Here is a 19,477-nt window from a genome sequence, read left to right as displayed (position 1 = left end):
ATGATACAATCATCCTAAAGGGAGATAAATATTAAAATTTAAGTATAGGAGGGGATGTATTATGAACAAATTACTAAATAAGAAAATGGTGTTTAAAGATTATCACTATCAACCTACAACTTTAATTTTACCAAATGCATGGGATGTTATGAGTGCAAAGACTTATCAAGAATTAGGTTACAAAGCAATTGGAACAACTAGTGCTGGAATTTCTGCTTCGGCAGGGTATCTAGATGGGGAACGGATACCTTTTTCAGAAATGTTTAAGGTAGTTAAAGAAATTACAAAATCAGTAGATATTCCAGTTAGTGCAGATATAGAATCGGGATTTAGTGAGACAATTGAGGGAATACTAGAAAATGTAAAAAAATTAATTAGTATTGGAGTCGCTGGGATAAATTTAGAAGATAGTATAAAAAGTGCAAACACAAAGATATATGAGATAGCATATCAGCAGGAAAAAATTGAAAAGATCAAGGATTTAGCTATCATTGAAGGGGTTCAATTATTTGTTAATGCTCGTACGGATATCTATTGGTTAAATTTATTCAATGATAAATGTAGATTTGCGAAAACTATTGAAAGAGCTAAAGCATATCAAGATGCTGGAGCGGATGGTATTTTCATTCCAGGAGTAGAAGATGAAGATACTATTAAAATGTTTGTAAAGGAAATAGAATTACCGATCAATATTTTAGTTGGCCGTTCAACTCCAAAAATTCAACAACTAAATAGTTTAGGAGTAAGTAGGTTAAGTTTTGGATCAGGTGCATATAGAGCTACTATGTCTGCACTATTAGAAATTACAGAAGAAGTCATAAAATACGGAGAATATAAAAGGATGATGAATAATTCTTTTACCTACGAAAAAATGATGAGAATATTATATCAATAGAGGAGAGTAACTATGGAGAAAATGAGCAAGAGAGATTTTTCATTTTGGCTATTGGGATACTCATTACTCATGTTAATGGTTGGTGCTAATTTACCCTCACCATTATATAGTGTATATAAAAATTTATGGGGATTTTCATCTGGGATGCTAACAATAATCTTTGCAGTATACGCATTAATACTGATTCCTTCTTTATTGTTATTTGGTCAAATTTCTGATTATATAGGCAGAAAAAAGGTATTACTTATAGGGTTTTTAATAACTTTTTTTTCTACAGTTATTTTTATATTTGCTAATGGGCTTTTTACTTTATTTTTAGCAAGGGCATTACAGGGAATTGCAGCTGGGATGATAAGTGGAACTGCTACAGCCGCTTTAATTGAGCTCCAGCCACCTAAAAATAATCAAATGGGATCATTAATAGCTTCATTAGCTACTTCAGGAGGAACGGCAATTGGTCCTATATTATCAGGTGTACTTGCACAATATAGTTCATTTCCAACACTATTACCCTATATAATTCATCTCTTTTTATTAATTCCAAGTTTTATAGTATTTTGGATTATGCCGGAAACTGTTAAGAAAACTGATGAAAAAAAATGGAAACTACAAAAACCTAATGTGCCTCGGAATATAAGAAGAGAATTTAGTATTGGAGCATTAGTTGCATTTATAGCTTGGTCCGTAACAGCTTTGTTTATGTCGCTTATTCCTTCCTATGTGATAAATTTTATGGAAATCCAAAATCTTTCGATTGCAGGTGGAGTAGTATTTTTGATGCTAGGAACATCATCAATGACACAGATTTTTTTGAAGAAGTTTCCTATTCATACTTCTATGATTTCTGGACTTCTATTCTTAATAGGTGGGCTTATTGGAATAGTTGTTGCTGTGCCTCTTCACTCATTAACGCTTTTACTTATCGGCACTATTACTACAGGGTTAGGTCAAGGATTGTCATTTATGGGTGCGATGATGTTAGTTAATAAAATTGCTCCTAAAAATAGTAGGGGAGATGTTTTTTCAAGCTTATATGTGGTGATATATTTAGGTGTAGGGATACCGATTATTGGGATTGGCTTTGGAGCACAATCGGTTGGATTATATAATTCAATTCTAATTTATACTTGTTTTATAGCTAGTATAATCATGATAGCTATTATAATTATATTTTTAAAAATTTCGAATGTTGAATTAAATAATAAAAATAGAGCTAGGAAAAAAATTAAAAGTGATGTAAATAAATAATTTTATATGAGGGAGATGTGTATAAATGAAAATGGAAGTGTATGGGCAGCTAAATAAGGATTTACTTTCAACTCTTGAATACACACCTAACGTAGGAGATACGGTTTATATTAAGAAAACTAGAAAGTATTATATAGTTTTAGAAATTGATAAAAAACACTATAAGTGTTATGTAAATAGAGGATATACATCTTTTGATATTATATCTAGATTTTTACCAACTTTTCCTTTATAAAGATTCGATCAATCAATAATTTATAATTTCATGTCATAGAATGAAACACAACAGTAACAATATACATTTGTGTGCGTTGAGATTATTTTTCGTATTGTAGTCAAACTCACCGATAGTTTACAAATTGTTCAATTAAATAAATCTTTTCGAGATTGATTGGTGATTCTGTAAAATATCAAGAAGTGAAAATTATGAATGAATTGTTAATTGATAATAAATTTAAGGTTGTAAGATGTAAATAGTATGATGGGGTCCCTTTATTAATAGGTTATCATGATAATTATTGGAGAAAAAGGTTACAGATGATAAAACATTGTTTGAATTTTTAAATTTAGAATTATTTCAAGTTGGTTTAAAGTAGCGGATAATTTTAAAGAAAAAATAATTTCACAGCTTCTTTTTTGAATTTTGATTTTGTTAAAATTGCCAAATACGATGATAGTGATACTCGAAGATTAATGAATGATAAGGGGATTATTCATAATCGAAGAAAAATAGAAGCGACTTCATAATATCTAACCTTTATCACTCTATGTTTTTATCGTCTCAACACTTTAATTATAAATACATGTCTACAACGTAAAACAAAAAAGTTTTATTGTAGAATAAAGTTTGATTAAATTATTACTAATAACGTTGATAAATGGCTAGGAGGAAAGAGCATGTTTGAGAAATTTTTTATTAAAAATCAAAACATGCTCTTAACATAAGTATATACAGTCATTTTTTCTTTAAAAGTATGTAGAGTCTATGAGAAAACTGAGCAGTATAAATTTACAGAATAGCGTTCCTACCATATTTTTAGATATACACAGGTTATGTATCTCTTACAGACGAATGTGAATCTTGTGTATATACGTGAACTTCTACAGACATTCTAATTTTTTTCGTAGAAATAATGCAATACAACTTCCTTAATTCGCATAAGTTGTTCTTACATAAAAATAGAGGATATATGGACTACCACGAACAATACATTGAAATATACGGAAATACTATATATAGTATAGGGGAAGGTCGATTTCTTATATTTTTACATGGTGAGCTTGGTGATGAACATCGATATTTTTTGCCACACCTAGAATGTTTACCTGAGCATTTTAAGCTAATATTTTATGATTATGTGGTTGTGGACGTTCTCAGATAATAAACGATTCAGAAATCTACCCAATAGAAAATGAAGTTCTTGTATTAGAAAAATTAAGGGAAGAGATAAATATAGATAAACTCAAATTAGTGGGGCAATCATGGGTAAGTATGTTAGCACTTTTATACGCTACTAATATAAATAAGGTAATATTAGTATCTGCAATGGGGATTGATGCAGAAGATTATTTAAAATCTGGTGATGAGTTTTGGAGTAGAATAACAGCTAATGTTTGCAAAAATAAAAAGATCTTTCCAAAGAATTATATAAAACCAATCAAAATCAACATGATATTTTTGAACAAATGCTCACATTGCTTATCCATATTATTTTTTAAATCCATAAAATGTCAGAAAATTAATAAAGCTCTCCGGAAAGATATAAAATTAAGATATGATGTCTCCTCAAAGAGACATATTTTAAAGGATATTCCTATTTTAGTGATACAAGGTGTTGAAGATTTAATTACTCCTAAATAACTTAATAAGAAATTAATAAATCACTTAACTAATACTGAACTAATAATATTTAAGAAATCTAGACATTACCCTTTTATTGAAGTAACCTTTCTTTTTTAGGAAATCAAAAAGCTATGGCTTCCGTATAATTCTTATTATAAAAATTGAGATAACTATTATTCGCTATCAAATTTGCTAGTAATCTTTTTGGTAAAAGATGTTGTCCATTTTCATGGTCTACAATTATCTGTGAATTAAAACCCTGAAATTAGAATAGAAAAGAGATGGCAAAGCCATCTCAAAATAAAATCTATTTCAATTTTCTACACTACTAATAAAGGTTAGTACTGTTAATTTTTACAAAGTATTTTTTAATCCATGATTAAGATGGAAGTTTTTGCGTTAAATTTTTTGGGTTCTTGTTATCTGGAATAAACTTTTGAGATATCAACATAATTATTATAGCTATAGCGCCAGCTAGGGACATTATAGCCCAAGCGGTACTAGGGCCAACAGTTGAAAATAAAATTCCAAATAATAATGGCCCAAGTGCGGCACCGAAGGATACTCCCATTTGACTAAATGCAGTTGCTTGACCTTCGTACTCGGGATAAGCAATACTTGTTATATAATGTAACAATCCTGCCCATCCCCAGCCTCCTCCAAAAGCTAATATAGATCCAATAAGTAGTAAAAAATAAGATGATGTAGTTAGGAATAATGTACCTAAAACACCGACCATGAACATAAATATTAATAATTTAGAAGGCGAATAATTAGAGTGATCTGTTATTATTCCTGCTGATATTCTAACCACAATGTTTGTAATAGAAGCAAAAGCGGCTATTAAGCTTGCTGTAACTAAGGATATACCACCAAATGTAAGAGAGGCAATTAAGAAACCACCTAAGCTGTTTCCAATCATTGCACCTAAACCTCCCACTACACCTAACATGATTAGATGTATGTTAGGTGACAAGGGGGGGATAGGATTTGAATTTGCTTTTTTTGTAAAATGAATATTTCGAGAGAAAATTAGTGTTAATCCACCATAAATAAATGCGACACACGTAATCATTCCAAAGAGACTTCTCCAACCGAATGGTACTGCTAAAATTGGTACTGCTAGACTGCAAAGAAGTGTTGCTGTTGGGATAGCGGCTTGCTTGAGACCAAATGCAAAACCTTGTATTTTTTGATCGCATGTTCTCATAATTAAATAATTAGTGTATGGTTGACTATAACCATATGCAGTTCCTCCTAGAATTCCCCCAATCCATAATCCTATCTTAGGATGAAAGAAAATTAAACTTAAAGAAACTGCTGTAATAAAGATTGAAAAACTGATTTGTTTATTAATAGAAGAAAATATTGTTGCTTTACGGCTCATAAAAGCGCCTAAAAGTGATCCTAACCAATAGAGGGTCAAAATTATTCCAATTTCGCTCGTGCTTATATTGATATCCTGACGAATCAAGTTGTTACTGGCACCAATAAGAAATACCGGGGTGGAAGTAATAACAGTAATTAGTGCTATATGTATAGCACTAATTACACTAGAGCGATTGTTCATTTGTTTCATGTATTTAATGTTTCCGATTTTAACGATATAGGTACCAAATTAGTGCTAGTAACCCCTAAGGAAAGAACAGCTCTGGCTATAGCATCTGATTCTATTAATGTTACAGAATTTACCCCTGGTCGAATTCCAGCAGCTGTGACCCAATGAACTCCCTCAGTAGGGACACCATATGCAAAGCGATTTAAATACGGTGTTCCATTCTTATCTATTAAACGGTTAGGTGGAGGGGTAACGGCAATTCCTCCAGTTTCAAATTGTGTACCATCAGCATTCATAATAGTATAGTTTGTTATTTGTGAAGTATTTAATAAGTCTGCTAATAATGGATTTGTTGCTTGTTTTAAATTTATATTAGGTAATCGAGCTTCAATTAAAACAGAAGCATCAATTTTACTATCACAAATTTTATTAGATTTTGCATGGAATCTAGCTGATTCGGTATGTAATTCAATTTCTATATCTGGTCCAAGGATTTCTAAAATACCAGCTTCTATTAAAGCAATCATTTGTTCAATTCGTTGCACTGGTGGCCCGATTGATAAGAAAGCATTAAGAGGTGTATACCACTTTTGTAAATCAGATTTATAAGATTCACCACTAAGTTTTCCATAATCTATAATTAAACGTATTTCGTTACGTAGATCTCTTAAGACGTCTAAAGCGGATTTTATAGGCCCGGATACATTTCCTTGATACGCGTCTAACATATCTTTTTTTAAATATGTTAATAACCATTCGCGATATTGATGATGGCTGAGCTGGTAGAGATTTTTATAAGGGTAGGAAATTTCTTCCCAGTCCCATCTTTTATCTAAAGGAATATCAAATTTATCTAAAATAGCTTGTTCTTCTTTACTGTTCCAAGCTGTTACCATATATTCATTGCGGAAAAGTGCTGCTTTACATTTACATGAGGTAGATTGTATTAGTGTCATATAGTAAACTGTTTCAACCTCTTTGGCAATTAGAGGCCATACTTTTGTTTTGAAATTAATTTTTTCTCCAAGGTTTATCTTTTTTTGGAAACTTTTAATGATATCCGAAGTTAAATAAATAGGCTCATGTCTTCCGAAAGCGCCTTTTTCATTTTCACCCCGTGCATGATAAGGAATACCCCTTCGGGAACCTGCGTACATACGTGGCTCTTGCCCCGATGGTTGATAAATAAGTTTACCATTTTCTCTTATGAAAGATCCTCCACGACCAAGTGTAAGTAAAGACATATAATCAAAGAAGTTTAAACCCATTCCACGTAAAATGACATTTTCCTTAGGTTTTATATTGTTTAAATTTACATCTGCAGGGTTATTAGGTGGAATGTATGTTAAGGAACAATTATCAGCAAATTGTTTTAAGCTGTGTTCTGTTTTTGAAAGAATTGTTGAATAATGCCCTAATGATAGAATAACACTATCTACAATTAACGGTATGTTCTGATTTTCTAAATTAATAATTTGCTTACCATTTTCATCCTCATATAAAGAAGTGGCATTAGTTTGATGGACGTATACACTTGCATTTTCTGGAAGATTTGAAATAATCCTATTGTAAACCCATTCTAAGTAATAACCATAAAATGCACGTGTTGGATAGGAATCTGGTTGAAGAGCATTTGCTTCCTCTTTTATTTGCTCGCTGTAGTCGCTGTCTATTCCCATCAATGTTATAAACTTAGCCCATTCGTAAAGACTTGGCCCAGAAATTTTTGGACCAGCGCATTCAACACTAGAATCTGTGTATAATGAAATTTGGGAAGCGACAGTATTCATCAAGAGGTGAGGAGATTGATTGGTTCTCCATACTTTCCCAGCCCCCGGAGGATACGGATCTATTATATAAATTTTTATATGTTTATTTATTTTGTAGTCTATTAAATTTGCACACAAACGTTCTAAAATAGAGAGACCACGGGGTCCCATTCCAATAATTCCAATATTATATTCTGAATTAAACATAAGTTAACCTCCATAATTTTGAAAATAATTAATAAATAGAATATTCTGAATAAAGTTGATAAAACAAACTCTTTCCTTTTTTATATAAAATTAACAGTATAATACAAACTAACGGAATATTAATTTTATTTCCTGGTTCTCTGACAAAATCTTTTAATCCCTCCTTTATGATTCATCTTGCTAATACATATAATATATAACTTTAATTGGTAAGTAAAACTCTGTTTTTTAATGTACTCCATCAAAAAAAGTGATAAAAAATACGGTTAGGAGAGAAAAAGAGAATGAATATTCAAAATTTAGTTACATTCCACAAAGTAGCAAAAGAAAGGAGCTTTTCTAAAGCAGCTAAAAAAATGCATTTTGTACAATCTAATATTACTGCCAAAATCAAAAAACTAGAAAACGAGTATCAAACGCAACTTTTTTTTCGGAACCAAAATGGAGTGACATTAACACCTGCTGGAGAAAGACTACTTACATATTCAGAAAAAATAATAAACTTGGTTAATGAATCAAAGAAGGAAATAATCCCCAAAGACTATCTATTAAATGGAAAATTAGTGATTGGATCAATGGAAACAACAGCAGCTGTAAGGTTACCTATGATATTATCTCAGTATCATATACGGTATCCTCAAGTTGAGATTATGGTACAAACAAACAATACAGATGAGCTTATAACAAAAATACAACGAAAGGAAGTTGAAGGAGCATTTATTGCTGGTAAGGTAAATATTCCTACTCTAGAGCAAATACCTGTATTTTTTGAAGAACTCTTTTTGTTATTTAATAGTCAATTTTTATTAAAGAACAAAAAAGAAGATCTTATAAAACAAACTATTATTATGTTTAAAGTAGGGTGTTATTATAGAAGGATACTGGAAGGTTGGTTAGAGTCGGAAGGGAATATAACTAATCGAATTATGGAATTAAGTACGCTCGATGGTATTGTAGGATGTGTAAAAGGAGGGTTAGGGGTATCTGTATTGACAAAATCAGTAATAGAACAGATTGATACACACCAAGAGTTGTCCGTTATCCCTTTACCAGATCAATATAGATTTGTTACAACATTTTTTACTTATCCCAAGAATACTTTAAAATCGCCTGCATTTTTAAAATTTATTAAATTCTTACATGAATTAAAAAAATAAAGAATGTACACTAAGTTTTTATCAAATCTTCAGAATATCTTTAAGGAGGAAGAAAGTATGAGTTTAAATACAAAAATGTGCGAATTATTAAACATTAAATATCCTATTATACTGGCTGGAATGGCTGGAGGACCTACTACAGTAGATTTAATTGTCTCTGTTTCTGAAGCTGGGGGACTAGGTACGTTAGGTGCTGCTTATATGAAGCCAGAAGATATCCGTAGTACAATAAAAGAAATAAGACTGAGGACTGATAAACCGTTTGGTGTTAATCTATTCTGTACCAATATGAATGATAATTTAAAAGGATTACAACGTGTACAAGAAGTATTAAATAAGATGCGATTTAAGCTAGAAATAGATCAAGAAGTTTTAGAAGTTAAAACACCACAATTATTTAATGAACAAATTCAAGTATTGATAGAAGAAAAGGTTCCTATAATTAGTACAGCATTTGGATTAATGCCACTTAAATGGATGCAGCTTGCAAAAAACAATGGTAGTAAAATTATAACAATGGTTACAACAGTTGATGAAGCAATCAAAGCAGAAAAATATGGAGTAGATGCAATTGTAGCTCAAGGAAGTGAAGCTGGTGGGCATCGTGGTACATTTGATGTAGAGAAGTTTCCGAATGGTGCAAATATAGGTACATTCACATTAATTCCTCAAGTAGTTAATCATGTTAATATCCCTGTTATAGCAGCAGGAGGAGTAATGGATGGTAGAGGACTCGCTGCAGCTCTTATATTGGGGGCGCAAGGAGTACAAATGGGAACAGCATTTTTAGTTACCAAGGAATCTGGAGCACACCCAATATATAAAAAAGTTATATCAAATAGCACAGAAGACAGTACAGTTATTACAAAGAGTTTTTCAGGTCGCCCTGCCCGTGGGATTTATAATGAGTTTATTCGTGAATTTGAAAATGAAAAAATTGCCCCTCTTGCATTTCCATCACAAAATACAATTACTAGTGATATTAGAAAACAAGCAACTAAACAAAATAATCATGAATATATGTCATTATGGGCTGGACAAGGTACAAGACTATTGAGAGAAGATGTAACTGCAAAAGATGTTGTAAATCAAGTTGTCGAAGAAGCAAATTCACTGTTTAAGCAATATCAAATTTAAATAATTAGCTTTCTTTTGTTAAAAAGCTAAATTTATTTTACAAAGAAAGTAGAGAGATGTAAAAGGTTTATTTTAAATTTAGAAAATGTTGATTTTTGTAAATAGAATATAAAAAATTAAGGGTTTTAACCAAAGATGGTAAAATGCTATTGTTCTGAGTTTTGATCATTTTGAGAAGGTTGCTTTTGTTGAGACTACATATTTTATAAGAACAAGAAGTACCACCAGAAATAGAGTTATCATCTTTATGTGTTAAAAAACAAGGTATATAAAACCTGCACTACTAGGAATTAATGCTCTCTATGCTTAGAGTATTAAAGGGGAGGACAGAAAAGAAACAACTTTTATCGATATGGGGTATGAGAGGTTGTTAAATCACGAAGATTTAAAGAAAGTTGCGGCACTTTTAAAAAAGATGCGATGCTGTATCGCTTCAATCAAAGAATTCTAAGTTAGTTTTAATCAAACTTTTTTATAAAAACTAACTCCTCCACAAAATTATAAACACTCATTTTGATTAATCTTTTTTCAAAATGAGTGTTTTTTCTATCTCAGGAGCTAAAAATGTTCTAGAAATAGGAGCTCTTGTAGGATATAGCAGGATTTGTCTTACTAGAGGATTTGGGAAAGAAGGAAATTTAACTTCCCTTGAATTAAAAGAGAACTATGCAAAGTTAGCCCACAGTAATTTATGTAAAGCTGGATTTGGTGACCAAGTATCATATATTACCGGATCAGCTTTACAAAGCCTTGAAAAATTAGTTAGTGAGCATAAACAATTTGACTTTTTTTATTGATGCTGATAAAGATAACTATAAAAATTATTTAAAATATTGCATTGAGTTGGTAAGACAGGATGCTTTGATTGTGATAGATAATGTCCTTGCGGGTGGTAGTGTATCAGATTCAGCTATTGAACCTAGACTCCATACGGAGCGAATGAAGAAATTCAATGAAACTGTAGCAAATCATCCTCAGTTAGAATCTCTCCTTATTCCAGTTGGTGATGGGATAACTGTATCGAAAGTAAAAAAATAAAATATTTTGTGAACCGTTTGCCTCCCTCATTTGTATAACTTTATGATACAACAAATGAGGGAGGTATTTTATATGTCGAATAAATGGATATTTTCATTGGCTTTCGTAAGTATTATCGTTGTATTTGGTTGTGGAATGTTATTGCCTATGGCGATTGGATTTAAAGTTTCAATGATTACAGTAGGAGTGATTATGAGCGTTATGTTTTCTATCATTATTCCATTTGATAGGAAATATATTATACGAAAAAAGGGAAATAAAATTGATTTTATCAAAACAAAAGTGTACTTTCGTTGGAATGTATTTGATACAATTTCTGTTTGTCTTGCAGTGTATGCATGTATATGTGTGCAAGTATTAAACATTTTAGTTTCAAGTGGGCTCACAATTCAAAACCCATATGTGCAGTTTTTTACGAACCAATCACAAGTATGGATAATTGTTGCAAGTGCATATTTAATCGGACGAATCTCTTTAACGCTAAAGGGGATAAAGGAGATCAAAAAATATGGCGCAGATTGGGATTGAGGAAGAGCTCATGCTTGCTTATCAAAATGGGGATAAACAAGCTGGAGAAAGACTATATGTCTTAATCAAACCAGCACTATATACATTTTTATATCGTTTTAACCGTAATGAACAATTGAGTATAGATCTCGTTCAAGATACGTTTTTAATGCTGGAACGTAAAAAGCATATGTATGAAGTGGAGAAGGGAAAGGTTAAAACATATTTATTTCAAATCGGTTATCGTCTTATGATTAATAAATTAAATCGAAGAAAAAAGTGGCACTCTCTTTTACCGTTTTTCGCACCAATTCAAGAGAAGGAATTTTCACAAGAAGATCGGATTACTGTAAGAGAAGCAATGTTAAAGGTTCCTGAAGATCAGCGAGCAGTCCTTATTCTGTCTTATTATCATGATATGCCACAAAAAGAGATTGCACAGGTTTTGAGTATCCCAGTAGGTACGGTGAAATCAAGACTTCATAATGGGATTAAGAAATTAAAACAATTGCTGGAGGTGGATGATATTGAGCGAAAATCCCTTTAAGAAGGAATATAAATTAAAGCAGTATTTAAATAGTGACCATGTAAAAATACCGGATTTTCCGAAAACAGTAAGTCGCTTTGATCGACTACTTAGATTACTCGCCTCCCCAGCGAAAGATCCTGTAGAAGCGACGATTGGAAATGATCTGTCGATTGTATTTCATATTTCATTATTAGCGGGTATCCCCATTCTATCTCTCATTACGATATGGTTGACAACTTTGTAAAAAATAAGTGTTAGAATAAATTACCAGTTTAATTTGACATGTTTATATAAATGATGGTATAAAGAAAAGTATATAAATAATTGAGCGTGGAAAGGGAGAAGTAGTGATCATTTCCCTGTTTTAGAGAGCTGATGGTCGGTGGAAATCAGCACATAGATGATCGCGAATTACGCCCCTCGAGCATCTTTTTTCGATTGAATTAGATTTGATTCAAAAGGGAAAAGACGGTGATGAGCCGTTATGTGAATGAGGTGGTAGGCAATTTTGCTTACAACTAGGGTGGTATCGCGATAATCAAAATCGTCCCTTATTTGAGGGGCGATTTTTTTATGTTTTCACATTTCACGCCACATTACATTAAAGGAGAGTATGTAGAATATGAATATTTTACAAGATCTTGAGTTTCGCGGTTTGATTAACCAGCAAACAGATGCTGAAGGCCTAGAGCAATTATTAGAAAAAGAAAGTGTTAAATTATACTGTGGTTTTGACCCAACAGCAGATAGCTTACACATCGGCCATATGTTACCGATTTTAATGTTACGTCGTTTTCAATTAGCTGGTCATCAACCAATCGCACTTGTAGGCGGTGGTACTGGTATGATCGGGGACCCAAGTGGTAAAAAAGCAGAGCGTACATTAAATACGAAAGATACAGTTGCTTACTACACTGAAAGTATTAAAAAACAGCTTTCAAACTTCTTAGAATTTGAAAACGTAGAAAATCCAGCAGTAATGGCAAATAACTATGACTGGCTTGGCAACTTAGATGTCATTACATTCTTACGTGACATCGGTAAAAACTTCGGTTTAAACTACATGTTAGCAAAAGATACAGTTGCATCTCGTTTAGAAACTGGTATTTCATTTACCGAATTTAGTTACATGATTTTACAATCATATGACTTCTTAAACTTATATAAAAACCATGGTTGCCGTCTGCAAATTGGTGGTAGTGACCAATGGGGTAACATTACAGCGGGCCTTGAATTAATTCGTAAATCAGAAGAAGATGCGAAAGCGTTCGGATTAACAATTCCACTTGTGACAAAATCTGACGGTACGAAGTTTGGGAAAACAGAAGGCGGCGCAGTTTGGTTAGACCCAGAGAAAACAACTCCTTACGAGTTCTACCAATTCTGGATTAACACAGATGACCGCGACGTTGTAAAATATTTAAAATACTTCACATTCCTATCTCATGAAGAAATTCTTGATTTAGAAAAACAAGTAGCTGAAGCACCTGAAAAACGTGCAGCACAAAAAGCATTAGCTTCTGAAATGACAAAACTTGTTCACGGCGAAGAAGCATTAGAACAAGCGATTAAAATTTCTGCAGCTTTATTTAGCGGTTCTGTAGCAGAATTAACAGCAGATGAAATTGAACAAGGCTTCAAAGATGTACCATCTGTAGAACGCAGCGCAGAAGATACAGGGTTAATTGACTTACTTGTAGAAAGCAAAATTTCTCCATCAAAACGTCAAGCACGTGAAGATGTTACAAACGGTGCGATTTACATAAACGGTGAGCGCACACAAGAATTAGATTACGTTGTCACAGAAAAAGACCGTATCGAAGGTAAATTCACAATCATTCGCCGCGGTAAAAAGAAATATTTCTTAATTCGTTACTAAGAAATAGAATATATAAGACAAAAAGGCTTTGGGGGGGTTATTCCTCAAAGCCTTTTTGTCTTAAACTTTTTCGTATGTTCATACAGAAGTCACACGCTAGGAGTAGTATATATGTATGCCATACAACAGAAAGGGGTGCATAAAAAAATGTCACTGGAAGCGCTTATTATATTTTCTTTGCTAAATGCTGGTCAGCTTGCGGAGAATACACAAAGCGATGTACACAAAAATTTGAAAGATGCTTATGTATACGTGGAAAAACAAGAGGATGAAAAATGATTTTATTTTATATATAGTGAATTAGTAATAGCATTTTAGAAGAACTTTCAAGTGAGTATAAATTGAGCTTACGTGAAGATATATTTGAAGCATTGACTGGTTTAGAAGAAGGTACACTGGCTAACTTTAAAAATGATAGATCTAATGTTATGCTAGCACTGAAAAGAAATACTAAATCGAATAGAACGGTATAAATAATAAAAAGAACACTGAATGATTAATCATAATCTTTATTCAGTGTTCTTTTTTGTTTTCATTATTGATGTTATGCAACTCTAATCGCTTTTATTATTCTATTGCTATCATTTTTGTGGGTTTTTGGTTTTAAATGTCTAGGATTCGTATATTATTTTCAAAATGATGTTATAATGGTTCTAAGGAGTGATTAGTATGCAACCATTTGTACCTTTAAGATTGCCTTTTGAAAAAGGTATTGTGAATCCATTAACATTTTTAAATGAACTAATTAATGCAAATACAACTATGGGTCAGTATCAGGTGATGCTGAATAATTCAAAAATTAGTAAGGATTTATTAATTTATCCATTAATGCTTCAAGAAGCTGTACAATCAACCAAAATCGAAGGAACGCAGGTTACGTTGGATGAGGTATTGGAAGTTGAAGCTTATTCTAGAAAGAATAACCAGGATACACAAGAAGTATTCAATTATTCTAGAGCTTTAATGTATGGAAAAGAGTTGTTGGGTAGTATACCAATATCAACTAGGATGTTCAAAACATTACATAAAACGTTATTATCCAATCAAGTAAGGGGAAGTAACCGTTCTCCTGGTGAGTATAGAAAAATTCAAAATTTTATAGGGCCAGAAGGATGTACGATTAAGACAGCTACATTTGTTCCACCAGAACCACAGTTGGTTGATGAATATATGAATAACTTAGAAGTATACATTAATAGCGATGAAGAGGACTTGAACCATCTAGTTAGAATTGCAATTATTCATGCCCAATTTGAAACTATTCATCCATTTTTAGATGGCAACGGCAGAATTGGAAGAATTTTAATACCACTATATTTATACAATAAAGGCATTATAGATTATCCTAACTTTTTTGTTAGTGATGTATTGGAAAAAGATAAGCATAAGTATTATCGCTATTTAAATGATGTACGTTTTAAGCAAGATTGGGATCAATGGATTCGCTTTTTCTTACAAAGTGTAAATATGCAAGCGAAGAAAAATATTCGATTTATAGAGGAATTAAATGAATTATATCAACAGGACTTAAATAAAGCATGTACATTAATTATAAATAATAATATCAGAAAAATTATTGATACAATGTTCAAGCACCCTGTATTCACCACTAAATTAATGGTAGAGTTGACAGGGATTAATAGTAATACATGCCGACGCTATTTGAGTATTTTAGAAAGAGAAGGGCTTATATTCTCAAATGAAAGAAAAAGAGCGAAGACATTTTATTATTATAATTTGCTTGATAAATTACGTTAAACAACAGACTGTAATATAAGCAGTCTGTTTTTCTTTTTCTTTTTTGCAATTTAGCGTTTCAACAATTATTTCTTTAGGAGATAATTGGTTAGAATTCCAAAAGATCATATCATCAGGCGTAGGATGCGGAACATGTTCCCTTTTTATTATTCCTCAATTTTAGAGTTTATTTTACAAGGTTGCTTCTGAATCCCATACTTCTACAAATTCAAAACCTTTTAAATCGCTTTCTAAAATTGCATTTCTCAATTCATTTGATACGAAAACAGAAGTGAAGTGACCCCTAAAAGTTAGACACGGTTATTTCATTAGGCAGCTTGATAAAAGTGAGTCCGGTATTGCACCGGGCTCATTTTTAATTTTGCCTTTATCCGTTTTGTATTGTAATAATCTATATATTTTTCTAATTCTATTTTGAAGTGCTCTACACTTTCAAATTCTTTTATGTAGAGAAATTCAGACTTCATGATTCCAAAGAAATTCTCCATTACTGCGTTGTCGTAACAGTTGCCTTTACGAGACATACTTTGCACGATACCTCTTTCTTGTAATGCGTGACGGTACTGTTTCATTTGATAATGCCAACCTTGATCTGAATGCATCAATAGTTGATGATTTTCAGGTAAACCTTCTAATGCTGTCTCTAACATCTCTGAAACAAGTGAATACGTTGGTCTAGAGCCAATTGTGTAAGTAATGATTTCACCATTATACAATTCTAATACAGGGGATACATACAGTTTCTCACCGAATAATTTAAATTCCGTAATATCGGTTACCCATTTTTCATTTGGCGCATCTGCCGTAAAATTACGCTCTAAAATATGGGGTGCAATTTTACCAACTGTCCCTTTATAAGATTTATATTTTTTCATACGTACAAGGCATTTTAAACCTAATTCTTTCATAATTCGTTGCACTTTTTTATGATTCACGATTTGATTACGGTTGGCTAATTCATCACGAATACGACGATATCCATAACGACCTTCGTGTTCTTCATAAATCGCTTTAATTTCTACTTTTAAATCCGCATCTGGATCGATTCTACCCATTTGTTTTACATAAAAGTAATAGGTGCTTCGAGGGAACCCTGCTAACTTTACTAACTCTTTCACTTGAAACTCATGCCTTAATTCATAGACTACTTGTGCCTTGTCTTGTTTCGTGATTTTTCCTTGTTTTGAACTAAGGTATTCAACTTTTTTAAATACGCATTTTCCATACGTAAGCGTTCTAATTCAGCTTGTAACGCTTCAACTGAACCTTCTGCCGGAATCTTTTTCGTATCTTGTTTTGTGTTTTTATTTTTCATGGATGGACGCTCCTTTTTCTTTGGTTCAAGGGCATCTAAGCCACCTACTTCAAATTGCTTCTTCCATTGATAAACCGTTGTAAAAGAAGGAATCTTGAATATAGCCGCTGTATCCATTAACGATATACCCGATTGAGCCATAAAATTTAGTACGTCTAGTTTAAACTCTACGGTGTAATTTGTATAGACCTCGTGTAAACCTTCTTCGCCATGGAGTTCGTATAGGCGCAACCAGTATTGAAATTGTGCCTTTGTAATATTCATCTGTTTTGCATATTCTGTTTGAGAAATTGTTTTTGGATTAAATCCTTGAACGAGCGCTAACTTTAAATCTTTCGTAAATTTTGTCATACAAAAAACTGCACCTCCAATTGTTAGACACAGTCTAACAATTGGAGGTGCAGTTCATAAGAATTGGCTTTTTATTTTTGATTACAATTTCCACTTAGGAGAAAGATAGTAAAATATTTTGAAATCATTTTTGCTGAATTTATAACTCTTCTAATTTTTATCTAATAAAGCATTAACTTTATTGTTATTTATGTAGCAAGAGTGAGACATTATTAAATTCTAAAGCTGTATTGGTTTATATGCTAATGCTATATCTACTATTTGTTCTGGAGTAAGGTCTTCATCATTCCAATATATTAGATCACTTACTTCTGGATGTGGAACATTTCTTTCTACAACTTCTATCATTTCATCAATCTCTTCTTCAGTTCCTTCACATTCTACAATTTTACTTACTAGATTTATCAGTTCTTCTCTTGTTAATTTTTTAAACATATATTTCACTCCTTATTTATTAAAATGGAATCCCTTACTTAAAATTTCTTGATGCATTCTCGGAGAAGATATTACTATATTATCTAAATCATAAACGCCTCCTCCATTGTGAATAGGATTCCTATGATGTAAAACATAACTTGTTTGTTTTCCGTAATGCTGTGATTTTGGAGCTTTTGGCGCTAACCCGGCACTCATTCTCTTAATGTTAGCTTTACTAAACTCATTTGCATAACTTGACTTTGAATATTCTTCCCAGAAAGCTTTTCTAAATGCATCAAAATTACTAAATTCTCTACCTCTTAAGCTATCCGCAACATCTTTGGGTACTAATCCTATATTACCACTTGAACCTCTCATTGACTTACGTGGATTAGATAGATTTTCACCACCACTTGCAATTCCTGGTTGTTTTCTAGCATTACCATCTATAGTCTTTGCAAAATTATAATAGGCTTGCTTCAATTCGCTTTGAGGTATCTTGGTTATGATATTTCCACCAGAGAAAGCAAAAGAAACATCTTTCTTAAAAGATTGTAAAATATCAGATGCTTGCTTCAATTCTTTTACTAGCGTTACGCCTTTAGCGAATGTACTTGCTCCACCTGCTCCTTTTATTCCTTTTGTGACCAGGCCTGCTTTACCTAGTCCCTTATCGAGAATAACACCAATCCCTATTTGTGTTAATCCATAAGTAGTCCATTGTGTACGGCTCTCTGCATCCCCATCTATAATATCTCGTTTCACAGAATTTGAAAATGTATGCCACATATTTTGTGTCGTTTCATCCAAATGTAAAATCGCATATGTAACATTAATAAAAGTTCCTATATCCATATTCCTTATATCCATGTTACTTAAAGTTTCCATGGACTTGATTCCATCTTCAACAGCTTTCCCTGTTCCGATTACAGTACCATTCCACATCTTTTTTACTGTTTCGAACATTTTAACTACATCGTCTACCTTATCGTCCCAAACCTTTCTAATCGGAGATTTTTCTTCTAGCCTACCGCACATTTCTCCATCTTTAATTGAATTATCAGCCTGACGCTTCCTATCTTCTGTAATTTCTTGAATAGAGGTTGTCCACTCCATATTCAATCCTTGTGTACTAAATGTACCACTTGCAGGACTAAAACCTTTCCCGCTTTGGACTTCAGCCAAACCCGTCGCAATGCTAGCCGCTAATTGAATTGCTGTACTATAATTATTACTAGATGTTTGGTTAAACTCATACAGGTGATCTAACTTTTCTTGCAGTTTTTTCCTCATAGCAGTGAAAAGATTTACCATAGCATCCATACCTGGAATTGGTATAGTTTGAATGATGGCTTCCATACTTGCTTTCATTCGGTCAATTTCTTGAATTTGTTCTAATGTTTCTTGTTCGATTACATCAGTTGAAGCTACCTTTGATTCAAATTGACTTGGGAAGGCATTATTCTGAACGATTAATTCTTCACATAAATAAATAATCCCTTGTGCTAAAGGACGAAAGGTTTGTACAAAAAATGATTTTGCACTACTGTATGTTTATCCTTGTAAAATAGTATCAACTGCAAAAGCGTCAATTGACTGAATGGCTTGTTCCATACCTTGAATGATAGCGGTACATACAGCATTCATACTTTGTGTTTGGGTATGTACTTCCCCTAGATACATGTTTAAACTCATGAATTTCCCTCCTTAACAAGTAAATAATACCAATTTGAGGATGAAACTGTAAATATTACATTGTAATGAATTTATTAGAGGTACACCTCAAAGCGAACTTATCCATATTCGAAATGAAGGGGGAGTAAAAAACTGATGGTATTAGATAATGCATCAAGTAAAAAAGTGAACGGT

16 protein-coding genes, 4 pseudogenes and 1 other annotated feature are annotated in these 19,477 nt (G+C 32.4%); of the genes and pseudogenes, 14 read left to right on the top strand and 6 right to left on the bottom strand.

The window, feature by feature from the left end:
* The first annotated feature begins 61 nt into the window (after positions 1–61).
* The 5 genes and pseudogenes from MR058_RS11425 to MR058_RS11410 all read left to right on the top strand — a co-directional run bounded on the left by MR058_RS11425 (position 62) and on the right by MR058_RS11410 (position 4,004).
* The gene (locus MR058_RS11425) at positions 62–895 is read left to right on the top strand and encodes an isocitrate lyase/PEP mutase family protein (protein WP_242144147.1); all 834 of its coding nucleotides are present in this window, start codon (positions 62–64) and stop codon (positions 893–895) included.
* 12 nt (positions 896–907) lie between these two features.
* Positions 908–2,143 (top strand): MFS transporter, encoded by a 1,236-nt coding sequence (locus tag MR058_RS11420; RefSeq protein ID WP_242144146.1) that lies wholly within the window; start codon positions 908–910, stop codon positions 2,141–2,143.
* A 25-nt stretch (positions 2,144–2,168) separates the two neighbouring features.
* The gene (locus MR058_RS11415) at positions 2,169–2,378 is read left to right on the top strand and encodes a hypothetical protein (protein WP_242144145.1); all 210 of its coding nucleotides are present in this window, start codon (positions 2,169–2,171) and stop codon (positions 2,376–2,378) included.
* A 386-nt stretch (positions 2,379–2,764) separates the two neighbouring features.
* Positions 2,765–2,890, top strand: a pseudogene (locus MR058_RS23660) (DNA-3-methyladenine glycosylase I); the annotation flags it as partial.
* A 724-nt stretch (positions 2,891–3,614) separates the two neighbouring features.
* The gene (locus MR058_RS11410) at positions 3,615–4,004 is read left to right on the top strand and encodes a hypothetical protein (protein WP_242144144.1); all 390 of its coding nucleotides are present in this window, start codon (positions 3,615–3,617) and stop codon (positions 4,002–4,004) included.
* 361 nt (positions 4,005–4,365) lie between these two features.
* Here MR058_RS11410 and MR058_RS11405 read toward each other — a convergent pair whose 3' ends face one another.
* Both MR058_RS11405 and MR058_RS11400 read right to left on the bottom strand, forming a co-directional pair.
* Entirely contained in the window at positions 4,366–5,565 is a 1,200-nt protein-coding gene (locus MR058_RS11405) for an MFS transporter (RefSeq protein ID WP_242144143.1), read from the bottom strand.
* The gene (locus MR058_RS11400) at positions 5,562–7,520 is read right to left on the bottom strand and encodes an FAD/NAD(P)-binding protein (protein ID WP_242144142.1); all 1,959 of its coding nucleotides are present in this window, start codon (positions 7,518–7,520) and stop codon (positions 5,562–5,564) included. Before MR058_RS11400 ends, MR058_RS11405 begins: the two co-directional genes overlap by 4 nt.
* A 284-nt stretch (positions 7,521–7,804) precedes the next feature.
* Between MR058_RS11400 and MR058_RS11395 the strand changes: the two genes are divergently transcribed.
* The 9 genes and pseudogenes from MR058_RS11395 (at position 7,805) to MR058_RS11355 (ending at position 15,525) form a co-directional block, all read left to right on the top strand.
* Positions 7,805–8,677: a LysR family transcriptional regulator gene (locus MR058_RS11395; protein WP_242144141.1), complete on the top strand. Its 873-nt coding sequence runs from the start codon at positions 7,805–7,807 to the stop codon at positions 8,675–8,677.
* 57 nt (positions 8,678–8,734) lie between these two features.
* On the top strand, positions 8,735–9,814 hold the full coding sequence (locus MR058_RS11390) for an NAD(P)H-dependent flavin oxidoreductase (protein ID WP_242144140.1): 1,080 nt from the start codon (positions 8,735–8,737) through the stop codon (positions 9,812–9,814).
* Positions 9,815–10,359: 545 nt separating this feature from the next.
* Positions 10,360–10,852, top strand: a pseudogene (locus MR058_RS11385) (O-methyltransferase); the annotation flags it as partial.
* Between the two features lie 72 nt (positions 10,853–10,924).
* Positions 10,925–11,380, top strand: a complete 456-nt coding sequence (locus tag MR058_RS11380; RefSeq protein ID WP_242144139.1) for a hypothetical protein — start codon at positions 10,925–10,927, stop codon at positions 11,378–11,380.
* On the top strand, positions 11,361–11,906 hold the full coding sequence (locus tag MR058_RS11375; protein WP_242144138.1) for an RNA polymerase sigma factor: 546 nt from the start codon (positions 11,361–11,363) through the stop codon (positions 11,904–11,906). Before MR058_RS11380 ends, MR058_RS11375 begins: the two co-directional genes overlap by 20 nt.
* A complete protein-coding gene (locus MR058_RS11370) occupies positions 11,887–12,132 on the top strand; it encodes a hypothetical protein (RefSeq protein WP_242144137.1) in 246 nt (81 codons plus the stop codon). Before MR058_RS11375 ends, MR058_RS11370 begins: the two co-directional genes overlap by 20 nt.
* Before the next feature lie 78 nt (positions 12,133–12,210).
* Positions 12,211–12,443, top strand: a binding site (T-box leader).
* Positions 12,444–12,510: 67 nt separating this feature from the next.
* Complete coding sequence (tyrS, locus tag MR058_RS11365; RefSeq protein WP_242144136.1) at positions 12,511–13,767, top strand: tyrosine--tRNA ligase; 1,257 nt, start codon at positions 12,511–12,513, stop codon at positions 13,765–13,767.
* 147 nt (positions 13,768–13,914) lie between these two features.
* The gene (locus MR058_RS11360; RefSeq protein WP_242144292.1) at positions 13,915–14,046 is read left to right on the top strand and encodes a transporter; all 132 of its coding nucleotides are present in this window, start codon (positions 13,915–13,917) and stop codon (positions 14,044–14,046) included.
* A 390-nt stretch (positions 14,047–14,436) separates the two neighbouring features.
* Positions 14,437–15,525 (top strand): Fic family protein, encoded by a 1,089-nt coding sequence (locus MR058_RS11355; RefSeq protein ID WP_242144135.1) that lies wholly within the window; start codon positions 14,437–14,439, stop codon positions 15,523–15,525.
* A gap of 171 nt (positions 15,526–15,696) precedes the next feature.
* Here MR058_RS11355 and MR058_RS23860 read toward each other — a convergent pair.
* The 4 genes and pseudogenes from MR058_RS23860 to MR058_RS11340 form a co-directional block, all read right to left on the bottom strand.
* Positions 15,697–15,804: pseudogene (locus MR058_RS23860) on the bottom strand (imm11 family protein); the annotation flags it as partial.
* 29 nt (positions 15,805–15,833) lie between these two features.
* Positions 15,834–17,191 (bottom strand): IS3 family transposase gene (locus MR058_RS11350; protein ID WP_242144134.1). Its coding sequence is split into 2 segments (ribosomal slippage): positions 15,834–16,735 and positions 16,735–17,191, totalling 1,359 coding nucleotides; the frame shifts between segments, so codons are not numbered across the junction.
* A 219-nt stretch (positions 17,192–17,410) separates the two neighbouring features.
* Positions 17,411–17,626, bottom strand: a complete 216-nt coding sequence (locus tag MR058_RS11345; RefSeq protein ID WP_242144133.1) for a bacteriocin immunity protein — start codon at positions 17,624–17,626, stop codon at positions 17,411–17,413.
* Between the two features lie 12 nt (positions 17,627–17,638).
* Positions 17,639–19,303 (bottom strand): annotated as a pseudogene (locus MR058_RS11340) (T7SS effector LXG polymorphic toxin).
* Positions 19,304–19,477 lie beyond the last annotated feature (174 nt).

The sequence above is a fragment of the Bacillus cereus group sp. BfR-BA-01430 genome (assembly GCF_022663115.1).
Taxonomy (GTDB): Bacteria; Bacillota; Bacilli; order Bacillales; family Bacillaceae_G; genus Bacillus_A; species Bacillus_A cereus_BD.
The sequence above is the reverse complement of the archived record's forward strand: the minus strand, read 5'-3'. Positions and strand labels throughout refer to the sequence as shown.

Bases quoted from the DNA above. Each gene is read 5' to 3' on its own strand.
- MR058_RS11425 (WP_242144147.1), top strand. From the start codon at position 62: ATGAACAAATTACTAAATAAGAAAATGGTGTTTAAAGATTATCACTAT.
- MR058_RS11420 (WP_242144146.1), top strand. From the start codon at position 908: ATGGAGAAAATGAGCAAGAGAGATTTTTCATTTTGGCTATTGGGATAC.
- MR058_RS11415 (WP_242144145.1), top strand. From the start codon at position 2,169: ATGAAAATGGAAGTGTATGGGCAGCTAAATAAGGATTTACTTTCAACT.
- MR058_RS11405 (WP_242144143.1), bottom strand. From the start codon at position 5,565: ATGAAACAAATGAACAATCGCTCTAGTGTAATTAGTGCTATACATATA.
- MR058_RS11400 (WP_242144142.1), bottom strand. From the start codon at position 7,520: ATGTTTAATTCAGAATATAATATTGGAATTATTGGAATGGGACCCCGT.
- MR058_RS11395 (WP_242144141.1), top strand. From the start codon at position 7,805: ATGAATATTCAAAATTTAGTTACATTCCACAAAGTAGCAAAAGAAAGG.
- MR058_RS11390 (WP_242144140.1), top strand. From the start codon at position 8,735: ATGAGTTTAAATACAAAAATGTGCGAATTATTAAACATTAAATATCCT.
- MR058_RS11380 (WP_242144139.1), top strand. From the start codon at position 10,925: ATGTCGAATAAATGGATATTTTCATTGGCTTTCGTAAGTATTATCGTT.
- MR058_RS11375 (WP_242144138.1), top strand. From the start codon at position 11,361: ATGGCGCAGATTGGGATTGAGGAAGAGCTCATGCTTGCTTATCAAAAT.
- tyrS (WP_242144136.1), top strand. From the start codon at position 12,511: ATGAATATTTTACAAGATCTTGAGTTTCGCGGTTTGATTAACCAGCAA.
- MR058_RS11360 (WP_242144292.1), top strand. From the start codon at position 13,915: ATGTCACTGGAAGCGCTTATTATATTTTCTTTGCTAAATGCTGGTCAG.
- MR058_RS11355 (WP_242144135.1), top strand. From the start codon at position 14,437: ATGCAACCATTTGTACCTTTAAGATTGCCTTTTGAAAAAGGTATTGTG.
- MR058_RS11345 (WP_242144133.1), bottom strand. From the start codon at position 17,626: ATGTTTAAAAAATTAACAAGAGAAGAACTGATAAATCTAGTAAGTAAA.